The organism is Burkholderia sp. SIMBA_051, assembly GCF_046534915.1.
Lineage (GTDB): Bacteria > Pseudomonadota > Gammaproteobacteria > Burkholderiales > Burkholderiaceae > Burkholderia > Burkholderia ambifaria.
Map to the genome: position 1 here is coordinate 61,113 of NZ_JAWRXS010000005.1, position 13,849 is coordinate 74,961.

Here is a 13,849-nt window from a genome sequence, read left to right on the forward strand (position 1 = left end):
TTACTCTCTTTCCATGATGAGCGTTGCGGCGCCATGACGGTGCCCGATCGCGCCGCCGATGCCAGTGGCGAGTGCCAGTGAGCAATCGCGGACTTGCAGTTTCGGGTGGGCCTCGCCGCGCAACTGGCGAACGGCCTCGATGATCTTGGTGATCCCGCCGCGGTTCGACGGGTGGTTGTTGCACAGCCCGCCGCCGTCCGTATTGAACGGCAGCTTTCCGATCCCGGATATCAGATTGCCGTCGGCCACGAACTTTCCGCCTTCCCCTTTCTTGCAGAAGCCAAGATCCTCGAGCTGCAGGATCACCGTGATCGTGAAGCTGTCGTAGATCGACGCGTACTGGATGTCCGACGGGCGGACGCCGGCTTCCTCGAACGCGCGAGGGCCCGTCCACGCGGCGCCCGTGTAGGTGAGATCGATCTTGCCGCCCATCTGATGCTTCGTGGATTCGCCGCTGCCGAGCAGTTTGACGCGCGGGCGATTGAGCGATTTCGCAATTTCCGGGCGCGCGACGATCACGGCGCCGCCGCCATCGCTGACGACGCACGAGTCGAGCCGGTGAAGCGGATCCGAGATCATGGGCGAAGCGAGGACGTCTTCCACGCTGACCACTTTCTGCAGCATCGCATTCGGGTTGTGCTGCGCATGATGCGATGCGGCGACCTTGACCCACGCGAGTTGCTCGCTGGTGGTGCCGAATTCGTACATGTGCCGCATGGCTGCCATTGCGTACAGGTTTACGGTCACCGGGTTGTACGGCATCTCATAGGGCGCGTCGGGAAGATTGACGCCGCGCACGCGTACCTGCGTGCCGGAAATACCTTCCGAGTTGGGCCGGCCGGCGAGCGTGATGAGCGCGACGTTGCACTTCCCGGCTGCAATGGCTTCCGCCGCGTGCGCAACGTGGATCAGATACGAGCAGCCGCCCATATCCGTCGAGTCGATGTGCTTCAGCTTGTTCAGGTTCAGGTAGTTGGCCATCGACCACGCATTCGCGCCGGGCGCGTCACCGGCACAGAAATACCCGTCGATGTCGTCTTTCGCCAGGCCGGCATCTTCGAGCGCGCCCTTGGCGACCTCCGCGTGCAACTGTGCAACCGAATGATCCGGCGCCTTGCGCAACGGGTGCTCGTACGCGCCGACGATATAGGCCTTGCCTCTGATGGTCATGTGTTGACACTCCTCCATGTTTGCGAAACGGAACGGCCGGATCGGCCGGGGCGTTGTGGCACGAGCTTCCAGTGCTGCTGCAATGTATTCACTAGCCCGGTAGATCGCCGTACACGTCTATTTACCCGGTGACGCAGTGTGATTCTTTGGTTTCACTGAGTGGAATTGATGCTACTGAGTAAAACACATGATACCATCGGATCGACGTTGCACAGGGATGCGTGAACATGCTGGCCAGCGAAACGGGGCGTCCCGCTTGCACCCGGAACACGTTGCATTTGCGTGCGCAGCGCGCATGCAACTCCGGATGGTTCTTACGAAATGGAAAACGAGATGAGCGACCTTCAGCTTGTGAAATATGACGTGGAGGACGGCGTTGCCGTCATCACCATCGACAATCCGCCCGTCAATGCGCTGGCACCGGGAATGCGGGAGAGCATCATCGATGGCGTTGCGCGTGCGAATGCCGACCCTGGCATCGATGCGGTTGTCCTCATCGGCGCCGGGCGCAATTTCATTGCCGGTGCAGACATTCGGCAGTTCGGCAAGGCGCGATCGGTTACCAGCAGCGTGAGTACGGCCGAGCTGGACGCGAGCCGGAAGCCGGTGATTGCCGCAGTGCACGGCTATGCGCTAGGTGCCGGGCTCGAGCATGCCCTCGCATGTCACTACCGCATTGCATCGACGGATGCCAAGGTTGGCTTGCCGGAGGTGTCGATTGGAATCGTTCCGGCCGGCGGCGGCACGCAGCGGCTTTCGCGCCTGATCGGACCGGAAGCGGCGCTCGACATCATCGTGACTGGGCGTCATGTCGGTGCCGACGAAGCATTGCGTCTCGGCATCGTCACCGAAATCGTGAGTCCGGACGCTCTGCGCACCGCTGCGCTTGACCTTGCAAAGCGCGTTGCCGAAGCGAGGCCGCTTCCGCGCGTCCGGGATCGATCGGATCGCATCGAGGAGACGCGGCGCGACAGGACTCGCTGGGATGCCGCGCGCGCGAAGGCGCTCGCGCGAGCCCGAAAATTGCAGGCGCCTCAGCATGCGATCGCATGTGTCGAGGCGTCGATCGACAAACCGTTCGACGAGGGCCTCGCGCTCGAACAGCGTTCGATTGCCGAGCTGGAAGGATCGGACGAAGCCCGCGCATTGCGTTACGCGTTCTTTGCGGAGCGGGAAGCGGCAAAAATTCCCGGGGTGCCGGCCGATCTCAAGCCGTCGCAGATCGCATCGGCGGCCGTGATCGGCGCCGGAACGATGGGGAGCGGAATTGCGATGTGCTTCGCGGATGCCGGTATTCCGGTGCAGGTACTAGAAGCCACACCCGAGGCATTGGAGCGCGGTCTGAATCGCATTCGTGATACCTACGCGGTCCGAGTCAAGCGAGGAAGCCTGACGCAGCCGGAGATGGATGCTCGGATGGCCTGTATCCGGACCGCCGAACGCTACGAGGAAATTGCCGATTGCGATGCGGTGGTCGAGGCGGTATTCGAGCGCATCGATCTCAAGCGGGAAGTATTTTCGAAGCTCGATGCGGTGATGAAGCGTGGTGCATTGCTGCTCACGAATTCGTCCGCGATCGACATCGATACGATGGCAGCGATGACCAATCGTCCGCAGGACGTTGCCGGCGCCCACTTCTTTGCGCCGGCGAACGTCATGAAGCTGTGCGAAATCGTCCGGGGCGACGTGTCCTCGATCGAGACGATTGTCCGCGCATCGCGAATGGGGCGAGATCTCGGTAAGGTCAGCGTCGTGTCGGGTACATGCGATGGTTTTGCCGCGAACCGCAGCCGTGCGCCGCTGGTTACCGAGATGATGCTGATGCTCGAGGAGGGGGCACTTCCCGAGCAGGTCGACAAGGTCATGGTCGAGTTCGGGTATCCGATGGGGCCGTTCGCCGTCAGCGATCTGTCCGGGCTCGACGTCAGTTACGACACGCGCAAGCGTCGTGCCGCGGCGGATCCCACTTACCGCAAGCTGCACGTTCCCGACCGCATGGTGGAACTGGGCAGAAAAGGGCAGAAGTCTGGCGCCGGGTGGTATCGGTACGAAGAAGGAGATCGCACCCCGCGTCCGGACGCCGAGGTCAGACGAATCATCTCGGAAGTCGCCAGCGAGCTCGGCGTTCCGCAACGGGAGTTCACTGACGATGAAATCTTGAGACGGATGCTGTTCGCGTCCGTAAACGAGGCCTGCAAGATCCTCGAGGACGGCAAGGCATATCGGGCGAGCGACATCGATGTCATGTGGCTCTATGGCTTCGGCTTCCCGCGACATCGCGGTGGGCTGATGTACTGGGCCGATTCGATCGGCGCGAAGGAGATCCATCGGCAGGTTTGCGAATGGCACGAACGCTACGGGAAGCGCTGGCAGCCGAGCGAACTGCTGTCGCGGGTGGCCGATAGCGGCACTTTGTTGCGTGATGCGAAGGCGGGGAGCTGAACGGCGACGCGTGCGTTGCATCGTTGACGCCGGCGGTCGCGATCGGGCGGCCGCCGGGTATTGAAGATCGATGAAATGGTGAAGCAGATGAGTGCAAACGTGAAAACGACCGAAAGCGGCGCAGCGCCGGAAAGCGGATCGGTGCAACAGGAGTTCAAGCTGTGGCAATGCGTCCTGTGCGGCTTTGTCTACGACGAAGCGGAAGGCATGCCGGCCGAAGGCATTCCTGCCGGGACGCGCTGGGAGGATGTGCCGGACGACTGGATCTGTCCGGAGTGTTCCGCGACGAAGATCGACTTCGAGATGATCGAGATCTAAGGCGTTCAGCGTCGGCACGCCGTGAATCGCGTCCGGCGCAGCGCCAGGATGTCGGCGTTCGGAGCATCGGGAGCAGGCAATGGGGCACGGGCAATCGCTACGCTGGATCGTCAGCAAATGGTTTGGCGCAACGCATGGGCGCTCGATACGATTGACCCGATCGGGCCTCGGTCATCCCCACGCCGTGCGTTGCGTGCGTGTTGACGCAACGGTGGCGGGGCGGGAAATGACGATCTTCTTCTTTCGCGGTGAAGACGGGTGCTGGAGCGTGTCGCCGCCCAGGAGCAGACGAACGGTTCGTGCAGCGGATTGAACCACACGTCGCCGCGCGGGATTTATCCCCGATGCACGCATTGATGCTGGAATGGCATCGAACACAAGTCTATCTAAATGCACCGTTCCGGTCGCTGGCGGTGTCGGCTAGTGCCGGAATATTTGCCCATCGACGTCGGTGTGGACTTCGTACCGATTGATCTAACGGAAATCTGGTTGTTCGTGCGGACTGGCTCGCGTGCATGCCGAAACGCGACATTCACGTCGGGCGTAGAGTCCATCCGATAGATTGCACCGGCGCACGGCGGCATCCAACGAATCGTGACATCGGACGCCGCCGTCAAGGGTTGCTCGGCCACGGTTCCGTTACATCGCTCGCGTTCTGTGTTTTTGACCGATAACGGATCCCGCAGTGTCATTTCCGCATTAGGACCACATATCACTCAAATTCAGTTGCGCCCGCTGTCAAAGCCGGGCGCCTGATTTCCACGCGTCTCCGGCGATGACCTCTCGGCCATCGCGGTTCCACCAACTCAATCGTGCTCAGCGAGCATCATGCAACACCGCGGCACTCGCGTCATTCGGTGTGCCTTCGACCGACGTGCGAAGTCGGATGCCTCGCGTCTCAGGCACGAATTGCGTGGCGATAAGGCATACCAGTGCGATTGCGGTCACGTAGAGCGCCGGGGCGAGAGGCGTACCGATCGCTTGGGTGAGGTAGGTGGCAATGAACGGGCTGGTGCCGCCGAATGTCGCCACGCTGATCTGGTACGAGATCGCATGCCCCGTTGCCCGGAACGAAGTCGGGAAGAATTCCGGCGCGGCGACGAAGTTGGCGCCGCCATTGATCCCGAGCCCGATCGCGAGCAGTACTTGCCCGATCACCGCACCGCTGAACGTGCCGGAGGCTGCGAGATGCATCGCCGGATAGGCCGCGAGCGCCAGCCATGCCGCGCCGAACGTCAGCACGCGTTTCCGTCCGAGTCGATCGCTCAGGATGCCGCCCAGCGGAAGCAGGAGCGACAGAACGACCACCGCGATCGCATTTGAAACGAGCGCAGACATCGGTTCGAGTTTCGCCACCCGGACGAGAAACGTGTACATGAATCCCAGCAACAGGTACGCCCCGACCGAATAGACGGGCTGAATCATCACGACATTCAACATACCTCTCAATCCGCCCGATTGCAGGGCGGCGCGTAAAGGATTGTCGACTTTGCTCTTGCGGGCTGCCTGCTTGAATTCTTCAGGTTCGTCGATGTTTCGGCGGAGCCAGAAGCCAACCACACCGATCAGGCCACCCATCAGGAAGGGAATGCGCCAGAGCCACTCGGCATAGGCGGTCGAGCCGGCTGCCTGGACGGCGATGAGAAGACCCGCGACGACCGCGTTCGGCAGGTGGGAGAAAATCAGCGTGAAGCCGAGCCACCGTCCCCGCCGATCGTCCGGTGCCGCTTCGACGATAAAGCTTGTCGTGCCCGAAGTCTCGCCGCCCAGCGCGAGCCCCTGGGCGAAGCGACACATCACGAGCAGGATTGGCGCCGCAATGCCAATCTCGGCATACGTCGGTAACAGCCCCATCAGTGCTGTGCCGAGCGCCATCAGCCATACGGTCATGGCCATGACTTTGACCCGGCCGATCCGGTCCGCCACCATGCCGAACATCAGACCGCCGAGCGGTCTGGCCAGAAATGCGACGGCATATACGGCAAACGTGCTCAGTATGGCTGCGGTCCGGTTGCTGCCGGGGAAAAAGTGTGTCGCGAGAATCGGCACCGAGAAGCCGAAAACCGCGAAATCGTAGATCTCGCCGAAATTTCCGATCGAACCGGCGGCAAGCGTGCGCCAAGGACTGGATCTGGACATTGTCTCCTCCCTTTCATGGGGTATGTTCTTTCAATCTACGGCGACCACGCAATATGCGGACCCTGGTTTACGCAGTGTCAGCAATGGACGGGCGCCCGTGATTTGCATAGCTACGATGTGAGGAGCGGCCTGGGAACCGTCGAGAACAGGTTATTCCGGGCCACATCCTGTGCGAGAGGCTGATTTCCTTTAAACCATTTATTCGTACTCCTATGTTAAATGGTGATGAAATGAAACTAAAAAATGCGTCGTCATGCGGTAAACCGGATCGCTCCCTAAGCCGCGTTGGCGCGGCGTGCTTTCGAGTCGCGCGCGATCATGTCCGCTCCTTTCTCGCCGATCATCATCGACGGCGCGTTCGTATTGCCGGCCGTCACGCGGGGCATGATCGATGCGTCGACGATACGCAGTCGTTCGACACCTCTGACGTTCAAGCGCTCGTCGACGACTGCCATCTCGTCGCGCCCCATCTTGCAGGTTCCTGCCGGGTGAAACGCCGAATTGCCGTGCTGCTCCATGAAGCGAAGCAGGGCATCGTCCGTCTCCACGCCGGCGCCGGGAAAACGTTCGTTGACGACGCGCGAAGCGATCGGCTCCGTCGACATGATTTGCCGAATCTGCCGGACGCCCTGGATCATCGCGTGGATGTCATCGTCATGACAGAGAAAGTTCGGTGTGAATGCCGACGCCTGCGCGGGATCAGCGGATCGAAGCGTTACCGTCCCCGTCGCGGACGGGCGAACGCGGTATACCGATGCGGACATCGCAGGGACCGGGTCGACCTCGATCTTCCCGTTCTCGTGATAGGTGAAGGTCATTGGACGAAAGCTGATCTGGAGATCCCCGTAGGGCTCGTCCGGTCGGCTTTTGACAAACGCCGCCACCTGGGACGAGCCGAGCGCAAGATAACCGGTGTGGGTCGTTACGTATCGCAGGCCTTGCCAGTACTTTCGCAGGCCGCTGAGATCGTGGTTGTACGAACTGTCGCGGGTCGACATGAAACTGCAGTGCACGTAGAAGTGATCCTGCAAGTTGCGTCCAACGCCGGGCAGTTCGTTGATCACCGGTATCCCGTGACGCTGCAGTTCGGCTCCGGCACCGATTCCCGACAACATGAGGATCTGCGGCGAATTGAGCGCACCGGCGGCAAGGATGATCTCGCGGGATGCACGCAGGATGCGGCGTTCGCCTTGCTCGACGACCTCGACACCAACCGCTTCGCGGCCTTCGAACACGATTCGCTGCACCATGCACCCGGTGCGGATCTCGAGATTCGCTCGGTCGCGGACCGGCTCTACGTACGCCGTATAGGATGAATGGCGCTGCCCGGATCGGATATTGTGCTGAATGAAGCCGACACCGTCGTGGCGCTCGCCATTCAGGTCATCGGTATAGGGGATGCCGCTGTTGACTGCTGCTTTGACGAAGTCGATGGAACTCGGGTGCCGGATGACCGGATCGCTGATGCACAGCGGGCCGCCTGTGCCGCGGTAATGATCTCCGCCGCGTTCGTTGTGCTCCATTCGCTTGAAGTACGGCAGCAGGTCGTCGTAACCCCAACCGGTGTTTCCGAGGCTGCGCCAGTAGTCGAAGTCCTGACGATGTCCACGGATGTATACCATGCCGTTGATCGAGCTTGACCCGCCGAGCCCTTTACCGCGCGGCCAGTACATGCGCCGGTCGAGCAAGGTCGGCATCGGTTCCGTGTAGTAGTTCCAGTTGAACCGCTCGTTGAAGAAGAGCTTCGCCATGCCGGCAGGTGTTCGAACCCAAAACTTGTCGGAACTCGGGCCGGCCTCGAGCAGCAGTACGCGATTCTCCCTGTTTTCGCTGAGCCGACGGGCGAGTACGCAGCCAGCCGACCCTGCACCGATAACGATATAGTCGTGCGTGTCCATTTGCGGGGATTTCATTGAATCCTGTGATGGCGCATCGCGCAAGGTCGTGCAGGCTCGGCCTGATTCGGTCGAACTGTCACAGACCCGGCGTGGTGGTTCGACCTCGTCCGGCACCGCGCCTTGGTGCCGGACGAGTGTTGCGTCCCTTCCATTTCGCGCACGCACGCGTGTACGCGTGCGTGCGACGTCCAGCGATCAAAGCCGCATCAGGACCGACTTCGTCTGCGTATACGCTTCGATCGATTCCGCGCCCATTTCGCGGCCGTAGCCCGATTGCTTGTAGCCGCCGATGGACATGACGGGATCGGTTTCCGCATACGTATTGATCCACACGCGTCCCGACTTCAGGGCGCGCGCTACACGATGCGCGCGACTCACGTCACGCGTCCAGACGGCAGCCGCCAGCCCGTACAGCGTGTCGTTGCCCTTGAGAATGGCGTCCTCCTCGTCGCGGAACGGAATGATCGACAGTACCGGCCCGAAGATTTCTTCCTGCGCGATCTGCATCTTGTTCGACACGTTCGAGAAGACCGTGGGTGCGACGAAATACCCGAGATCGCCAATGCGTTTGCCACCGGTGTTCAGCGTGGCGCCTTCCGTCTTCCCCGCATCGATATAGGACATCACGCGATCCATTTGCCTGCGCGAGACAAGCGGGCCCAATTGAGTATCGTTCGCGAGCGGCGAACCGACTCGGTAGCCGGACGCGATCTCCGAGATGCGTCGCGCGACTTCGTCGTGGAGACTCTCGTGAACGAAAAGCCGTGTGCCGGCCGAGCAGATCTGCCCCGAGTTTCGGCAGAACCCGACGACGGCCGCTTCGATCGCCTTGTCGAGGTCCGCGTCCGGGAAGATGATGTTCGGCGACTTTCCGCCCAGCTCGAGCGTCACCTTCTTCATGTTGCCGGCGGAGGCTTGCAGGATCTGCCGGCCGACGCCGGTTGAACCCGTGAACGCGATCTTGTCGATGTCGGGATGGGCTGCCATTGCCGCGCCAGCGGTCGCGCCGAACCCGGGAACGACGTTGACGACACCAGGCGGCAGATCAAGTTCGTGAATCAGTTCCGCCAGCCGCACCGTCGAGAGCGGCGCTTGCTCGGCGGGCTTCAGGATGGCGGTGTTGCCGCAAGCCAATGCGGGACCCAGCTTGGAAGCAGCCATGACCAGCGGGACATTCCATGCGTTGATCAGCGCGCACACGCCCATCGGCTCGCGCAACATGTAGATGAACTTGGCATCGTCGGTCGGGTTGGTCGTTCCGTGGATCTTCGTGACCCACCCTGCGTAGTAGCGGAAGAGCTCGGCCGTCGATGCGACGCGACCTGCGGAAAACGCGACCGGCGCCCCCATGTCGAGGCTTTCGAGTACGGCGAGCTCGTCAGCGTGCTGCTCGACGGCATCGGCGATTCTGAGGAGATAGCGGGCGCGCGTATGCGGCGAGATCCCGCTCCACGTCTTCGATTCGAACGCCTTGCGTGCGGCAATCGCGGCCTTGTCGATGTCGGCGCTGTCGGCTTCCGCCACCGTGGTGAGCGTTTCTTCTGTCGCCGGGTTGCTCGTGTCGAAGGTTCGGCCGGAGACGGCCTCGACCCATTGTCCGCCAATCAGCAGGCGCTTGGGACCGGACTTGAGCCAGTCGAGCGCCTTTTGATGGCCTGCGCTGATCGGCGATGCACTGACAGATGAAGACGACACTTTTGTTCTCCTGTGGATGGTAATTCGTCGCTCGATGGCGGCGACGGATCGCTGCCAGACCGTATCAGGCGACTCGGTGAGTCGATCGACGGCCGCTCAGGCACGCGTGACCGACTTGTTCAGTGATTCGAGGATGGAAAAGGAGTCTCCCAGTCGCTCATGTAAAGAAAGGCGAGGGCGCTTCAGGGAAGGCATGGACGAACGTCGGGAGCGGGCGATCGACCCGTGAGTATCGGTAGTCAGGCGCGATGAGATCACTGCTTGCCATATGTCACCTCTCATGTATCTGCCATCGGGGTCTGTACGGAAGCGGATGGTGCGCAGACCGCACAGACCACTTCTCCCTCTGATGGAAATCATACTAGCACGTATTCTGATAGATAGCACGAGTTCCGATCAGTGAAACTTCAAGGTGTTGTAGATGCAGTGAGGCGGTATGTGCCACGCCGCCTTTCGCGATGCATCGGGCTGCCGCGTTCGGCCACGTCGGAGCAAGGCCGAAGACAATTTGAAATGCGTAACTTCCGAATGCAGGAAGGTGCAGGCGGAAAAATTTGACGGATGACGAGCGCGGCATTGTGCAGTAGCGACGCACGCGTGACTCGTGAGTGGCGTTCATACCCGTATTCACGTCGGGTCATCAATTGGATGATCCAGCTGATTTATGATGTTTCATAACAGAGGCCGCGACGACTGCGGTCGAGGTGCTTACGACTACTGCGTTGACCAAAAAACGAACAGGCGCTGATTCACAGGCACGAGGATTGATGCGAGACGCATACAAAGAGGGCAATCGATGACGTGGCGTTTGATGACAAAGGCCATTGCGGCTACGACGATCATGTTTTTGTGTTCCGGCGCGGTGAATGCCGCGACACCCGCAAAAAATGCGAACTCGAACGGTGGCGGTAACCAAGGAGAGAGGAAGGTGAAGGTCGCGATCAACGTCGACGGTCGCAGGATCGTTGCCGAACTGGAAGACAACGCAACAAGCAGGGATTTCGTATCCCAACTGCCACTGACGTTGAAGTTCGAGGACTATCACGCGACAGAAAAGGTCAGTTACCTCCCACGCACATTGTCGACGTCAGGCGCGCCGGATGGATTCGATCCATCCGTCGGCACCGTTGCCTACTACGCGCCGTGGGGAAATCTTGCCATCTTCTATAACGACTTCGGGTACTCGAGATCTCTGATCAACCTCGGGCGAATTGTCTCCGGGCTCGACATCTTGACGAAGACGTCGTCGTTCAACGCAAAGATCGAGCGTGTTGAGGGCGAATAGGGACGGCTGGAGCGAGGCGTCGCTTCGAATCGAACGTCACAGGCGGTTGCCGTCCGCAAGTTGCGACGCTGTCGAATGGGTGATCGTAGGCGCTCTATCTTGCGCGCGCTCGGAATGAGTGGAGGCGGCATCTCGATCCTGGCGTCGCCATCGTCGATGGATGCATAGCGCCGCCGGCGAAATTGCTGCTTCGGCCTCACGGGTGCTCGCATCTGGAACCAGATCGAACAACACGCTTCAATTTACCGGCATAACGACATTCCTCGTGAGTGAGGTGGTTTCCCTCACATAATTAATATGGAATCCGAATAAATAAGTTGGATTTTTATTTTGCCGCATGTGACTGCGTGGCAATTTGTTGTGGCGCTGCACATGTAGCGTGTACGTCAATACATATAACTCGAAAATCGGAGACATTCGCTTGAGAAATTCCCTGCGATACCTAGCCTTCGCGGGCGCCTGCCCGTTGGCGTTGTTGCTCACTTCTTGCGGAGGTGATGCGACTTCGAATGGCGTCGGTGATGCGGCCATCGATGAACGCGCCGCAGCGCTGGTCGCGCAATTGACGACGGACGAGAAAATCCAGCTCGTTCACGGCGCCGGGCTGCCCGCGCTGTCGATTGGAGGCCCCTTTCCCGCGTGGGCGAAGGGCGCCGGCTATATCCCTGGCGTCGACAGACTGGGGATTCCGCCGATTTCGAGCGCAGACTCCGCGGGAGGTGTGAATATCGTCGATTCGGGTGCGACCGCATTACCTGCGCCGATCGCGCTGGCGGCAAGCTGGGATCCGCAGTTGGCCAGTACCTACGGAAAACGCATTGCGATCGAGCTCCGCGCATTGGGTTATGCGGAGGGGCTCGGCGGCGGGATCAATCTTGCGCGCGAACCCCGCGGCGGCCGGACATTCGAGTACCTGGGAGAAGACCCGGTCCTGGCTGGCGTAATGGGTGCAGCCAGAACGGCCGGAACTCAGTCGCAGAAGGTCATCGCGACAATCAAACACCTGGCGATGAATGGTCAGGAAACGAATCGGATGACCAGCAATTCCGTCATCGACGAGCGCGTGATGCGGGAGACGGAACTGCTTGCGTTCGAGATCGCGATCAAGGACGGCCAGCCCGGCAATGTCATGTGTTCGTACAACCTTGTAAATGGCGTTTACGCCTGCGAGAACTCGTATCTCCTGTCGACGGTATTGAAGAACGAATGGGGATTCAAGGGTGTCGCTCAGTCGGACTGGACTGCTACGCACAGCACCGTTGCTTCGGCACTTGCCGGTCTTGACGAGGAGCAACCTGGGGATGCAGGAGCAGATGCAAACAAGATTGCCGATTTTCCGATCGTCTCCTATTTCGGGTCGAAGCTTAAGGATGCAGTTGCCACCGGCCGCGTGCCGATGTCACGACTAAACGACATGGTTCAGCGAAAGCTCAGAACCCTCATTGCGACGGGCGTGATGGATTCTCCGCCGACGCCCGGAGGCACGGTCGATCGTCAGGCGGGGAACGCCGATGCGCTGTCGATTGCGCAGCAATCGTTCGTCTTGTTGAAGAATGCGACAGCTTCGGGAGCGCAGAACCCGGTGTTGCCACTCTCATCAGGTGGTGTTTCGTCAATTGCGGTGATCGGTGGGCACGCGGATGTGGGCGTGCTTTCGGGCGGTGGATCCGGTGCGGTGCCTGCAGCGGACGGCAACGCCGTCGCGACGTGCCAATCGCCATCCGGAGCATTGATAAATGTATGCGCGACCTGGTACAAGTCTTCTCCGCTGGCTGCGATCAAGGCGAAGGCGCTGAATGCGACCGTCAGCTACTTCGATGGTACGGATACGACGGCCGCCGCGAATGCTGCCGCGCGTGCCGATGTCGCGATCGTGTTTGCGACTCAATGGGAGACGGAGGGATTCGATCTGGCCAGTCTTTCACTACCTGATTCGAAGGCGGATCCGTACAACCAGCAATACGATCAGAATGCACTGATTGCTGCGGTGGCATCCCGGGCAAAGCGCATCATCGTCGTGCTGGAAAACGGTAGTCCGGTGACGATGCCGTGGCTCGCCAATGTGCACGGCGTCCTCGAGACCTGGTATCCGGGCGTGCGGGGCGGGCAAGCGATTGCCGACGTGCTGTTCGGCGACGTCAATCCTTCCGGCAAGCTCCCGATTACGTTCGCCAGACAGGAGGCCGATCTTCCTCAACAGGCTATCGGCGGGAAGGCATTGAACGTCGAGTACCGCGAGGGACTGTTGCTGGGATACCGTTGGTTCGACGCGAAAGCCATCGAGCCATTGTTTCCGTTCGGGTTCGGACTTTCGTATACGGCATTCGCTTACTCGGACATGACTGTTCGGGTTGACGGAGCGAACAATGTAGTCGTCACCTTCACGGTGACGAACACCGGGTCGCGTGCAGGGGCGGAGGTCGCACAGGTGTACGCAACTCTTCCGCCGGGAACAGGGGAGCCGCCGCAGCGACTCGTGGGGTGGACGAAGGTGTCGCTCGAACCGGGTCGCGCACAACAGGTCAGTATTTCGGTTCCCGCACAACGTTTCGCAATCTGGGACGTCGATGCGCATCTGTGGCGAATCAACGGTGGCAGCTACAAGCTGTTGGCGGCCGGTTCATCTCGCGACCCGAGAGCGTTGTCACGGACTGTTGCCTTCCATGTCGCACCGGGTCGTCTGACGAAGTCGAACGCTCGATGAAGTGGACACGGTGGTACTTCTCGCAATGCACGCGGGAAGTACTTCCAGTCGCAGCCAGCAGCGTGGGCGGCCGGAACCGACGATAGTCCCTGCACGTGATCGCGCTTCCTCGTTCGATGCATCTCATAAGACGCCCATCGATAAGTGTGACGAATCGCGCACGATGCAGGTCCGTGGACAGAGACGGGATCATGGCCG

The 13,849-nt window shown here is 60.6% G+C and carries 8 protein-coding genes; 4 read left to right on the forward strand and 4 right to left on the reverse strand.

Going from position 1 to position 13,849, the window contains the following annotated elements; genetic code table 11:
* Positions 1 to 1,170: a thiolase domain-containing protein gene (locus tag SB771_RS13490; RefSeq protein ID WP_175705278.1), complete on the reverse strand. Its 1,170-nt coding sequence runs from the start codon at positions 1,168 to 1,170 to the stop codon at positions 1 to 3.
* A 333-nt stretch (positions 1,171 to 1,503) separates the two neighbouring features.
* Here SB771_RS13490 and SB771_RS13495 point away from each other — a divergent pair, with 333 nt between their 5' ends.
* Positions 1,504 to 3,612, forward strand: a complete 2,109-nt coding sequence (locus SB771_RS13495) for a 3-hydroxyacyl-CoA dehydrogenase NAD-binding domain-containing protein (protein ID WP_175705277.1) — start codon at positions 1,504 to 1,506, stop codon at positions 3,610 to 3,612.
* Between the two features lie 141 nt (positions 3,613 to 3,753).
* On the forward strand, positions 3,754 to 3,930 hold the full coding sequence (locus SB771_RS13500; protein WP_244096738.1) for a rubredoxin: 177 nt from the start codon (positions 3,754 to 3,756) through the stop codon (positions 3,928 to 3,930).
* Between the two features lie 816 nt (positions 3,931 to 4,746).
* Here SB771_RS13500 and SB771_RS13505 read toward each other — a convergent pair.
* From SB771_RS13505 to SB771_RS13515, 3 genes are all read right to left on the reverse strand, one after another.
* Entirely contained in the window at positions 4,747 to 6,069 is a 1,323-nt protein-coding gene (locus SB771_RS13505) for an MFS transporter (RefSeq protein ID WP_175705276.1), read from the reverse strand.
* Between the two features lie 275 nt (positions 6,070 to 6,344).
* Complete coding sequence (locus SB771_RS13510) at positions 6,345 to 7,967, reverse strand: GMC family oxidoreductase (protein WP_175705275.1); 1,623 nt, start codon at positions 7,965 to 7,967, stop codon at positions 6,345 to 6,347.
* A 195-nt stretch (positions 7,968 to 8,162) separates the two neighbouring features.
* Positions 8,163 to 9,662: an aldehyde dehydrogenase family protein gene (locus SB771_RS13515; protein WP_279607300.1), complete on the reverse strand. Its 1,500-nt coding sequence runs from the start codon at positions 9,660 to 9,662 to the stop codon at positions 8,163 to 8,165.
* An 811-nt stretch (positions 9,663 to 10,473) separates the two neighbouring features.
* On the opposite strand from SB771_RS13515, the gene SB771_RS13520 reads away from it, so the two are divergent.
* Together SB771_RS13520 and SB771_RS13525 are read left to right on the forward strand one after the other, a co-directional pair.
* Entirely contained in the window at positions 10,474 to 10,947 is a 474-nt protein-coding gene (locus SB771_RS13520; protein WP_244096705.1) for a cyclophilin-like fold protein, read from the forward strand.
* 421 nt (positions 10,948 to 11,368) lie between these two features.
* Positions 11,369 to 13,651 (forward strand): beta-glucosidase family protein, encoded by a 2,283-nt coding sequence (locus SB771_RS13525; protein ID WP_175764146.1) that lies wholly within the window; start codon positions 11,369 to 11,371, stop codon positions 13,649 to 13,651.
* Positions 13,652 to 13,849: the final 198 nt, after the last annotated feature.

Excerpts from the sequence above, each read along its gene's own strand:
- SB771_RS13490 (WP_175705278.1), bottom strand. The coding sequence starts at position 1,170 with ATGACCATCAGAGGCAAGGCCTATATCGTCGGCGCGTACGAGCACCCG.
- SB771_RS13510 (WP_175705275.1), bottom strand. The coding sequence starts at position 7,967 with ATGGACACGCACGACTATATCGTTATCGGTGCAGGGTCGGCTGGCTGC.
- SB771_RS13520 (WP_244096705.1), top strand. The coding sequence starts at position 10,474 with ATGACAAAGGCCATTGCGGCTACGACGATCATGTTTTTGTGTTCCGGC.
- SB771_RS13495 (WP_175705277.1), top strand. The coding sequence starts at position 1,504 with ATGAGCGACCTTCAGCTTGTGAAATATGACGTGGAGGACGGCGTTGCC.
- SB771_RS13505 (WP_175705276.1), bottom strand. The coding sequence starts at position 6,069 with ATGTCCAGATCCAGTCCTTGGCGCACGCTTGCCGCCGGTTCGATCGGA.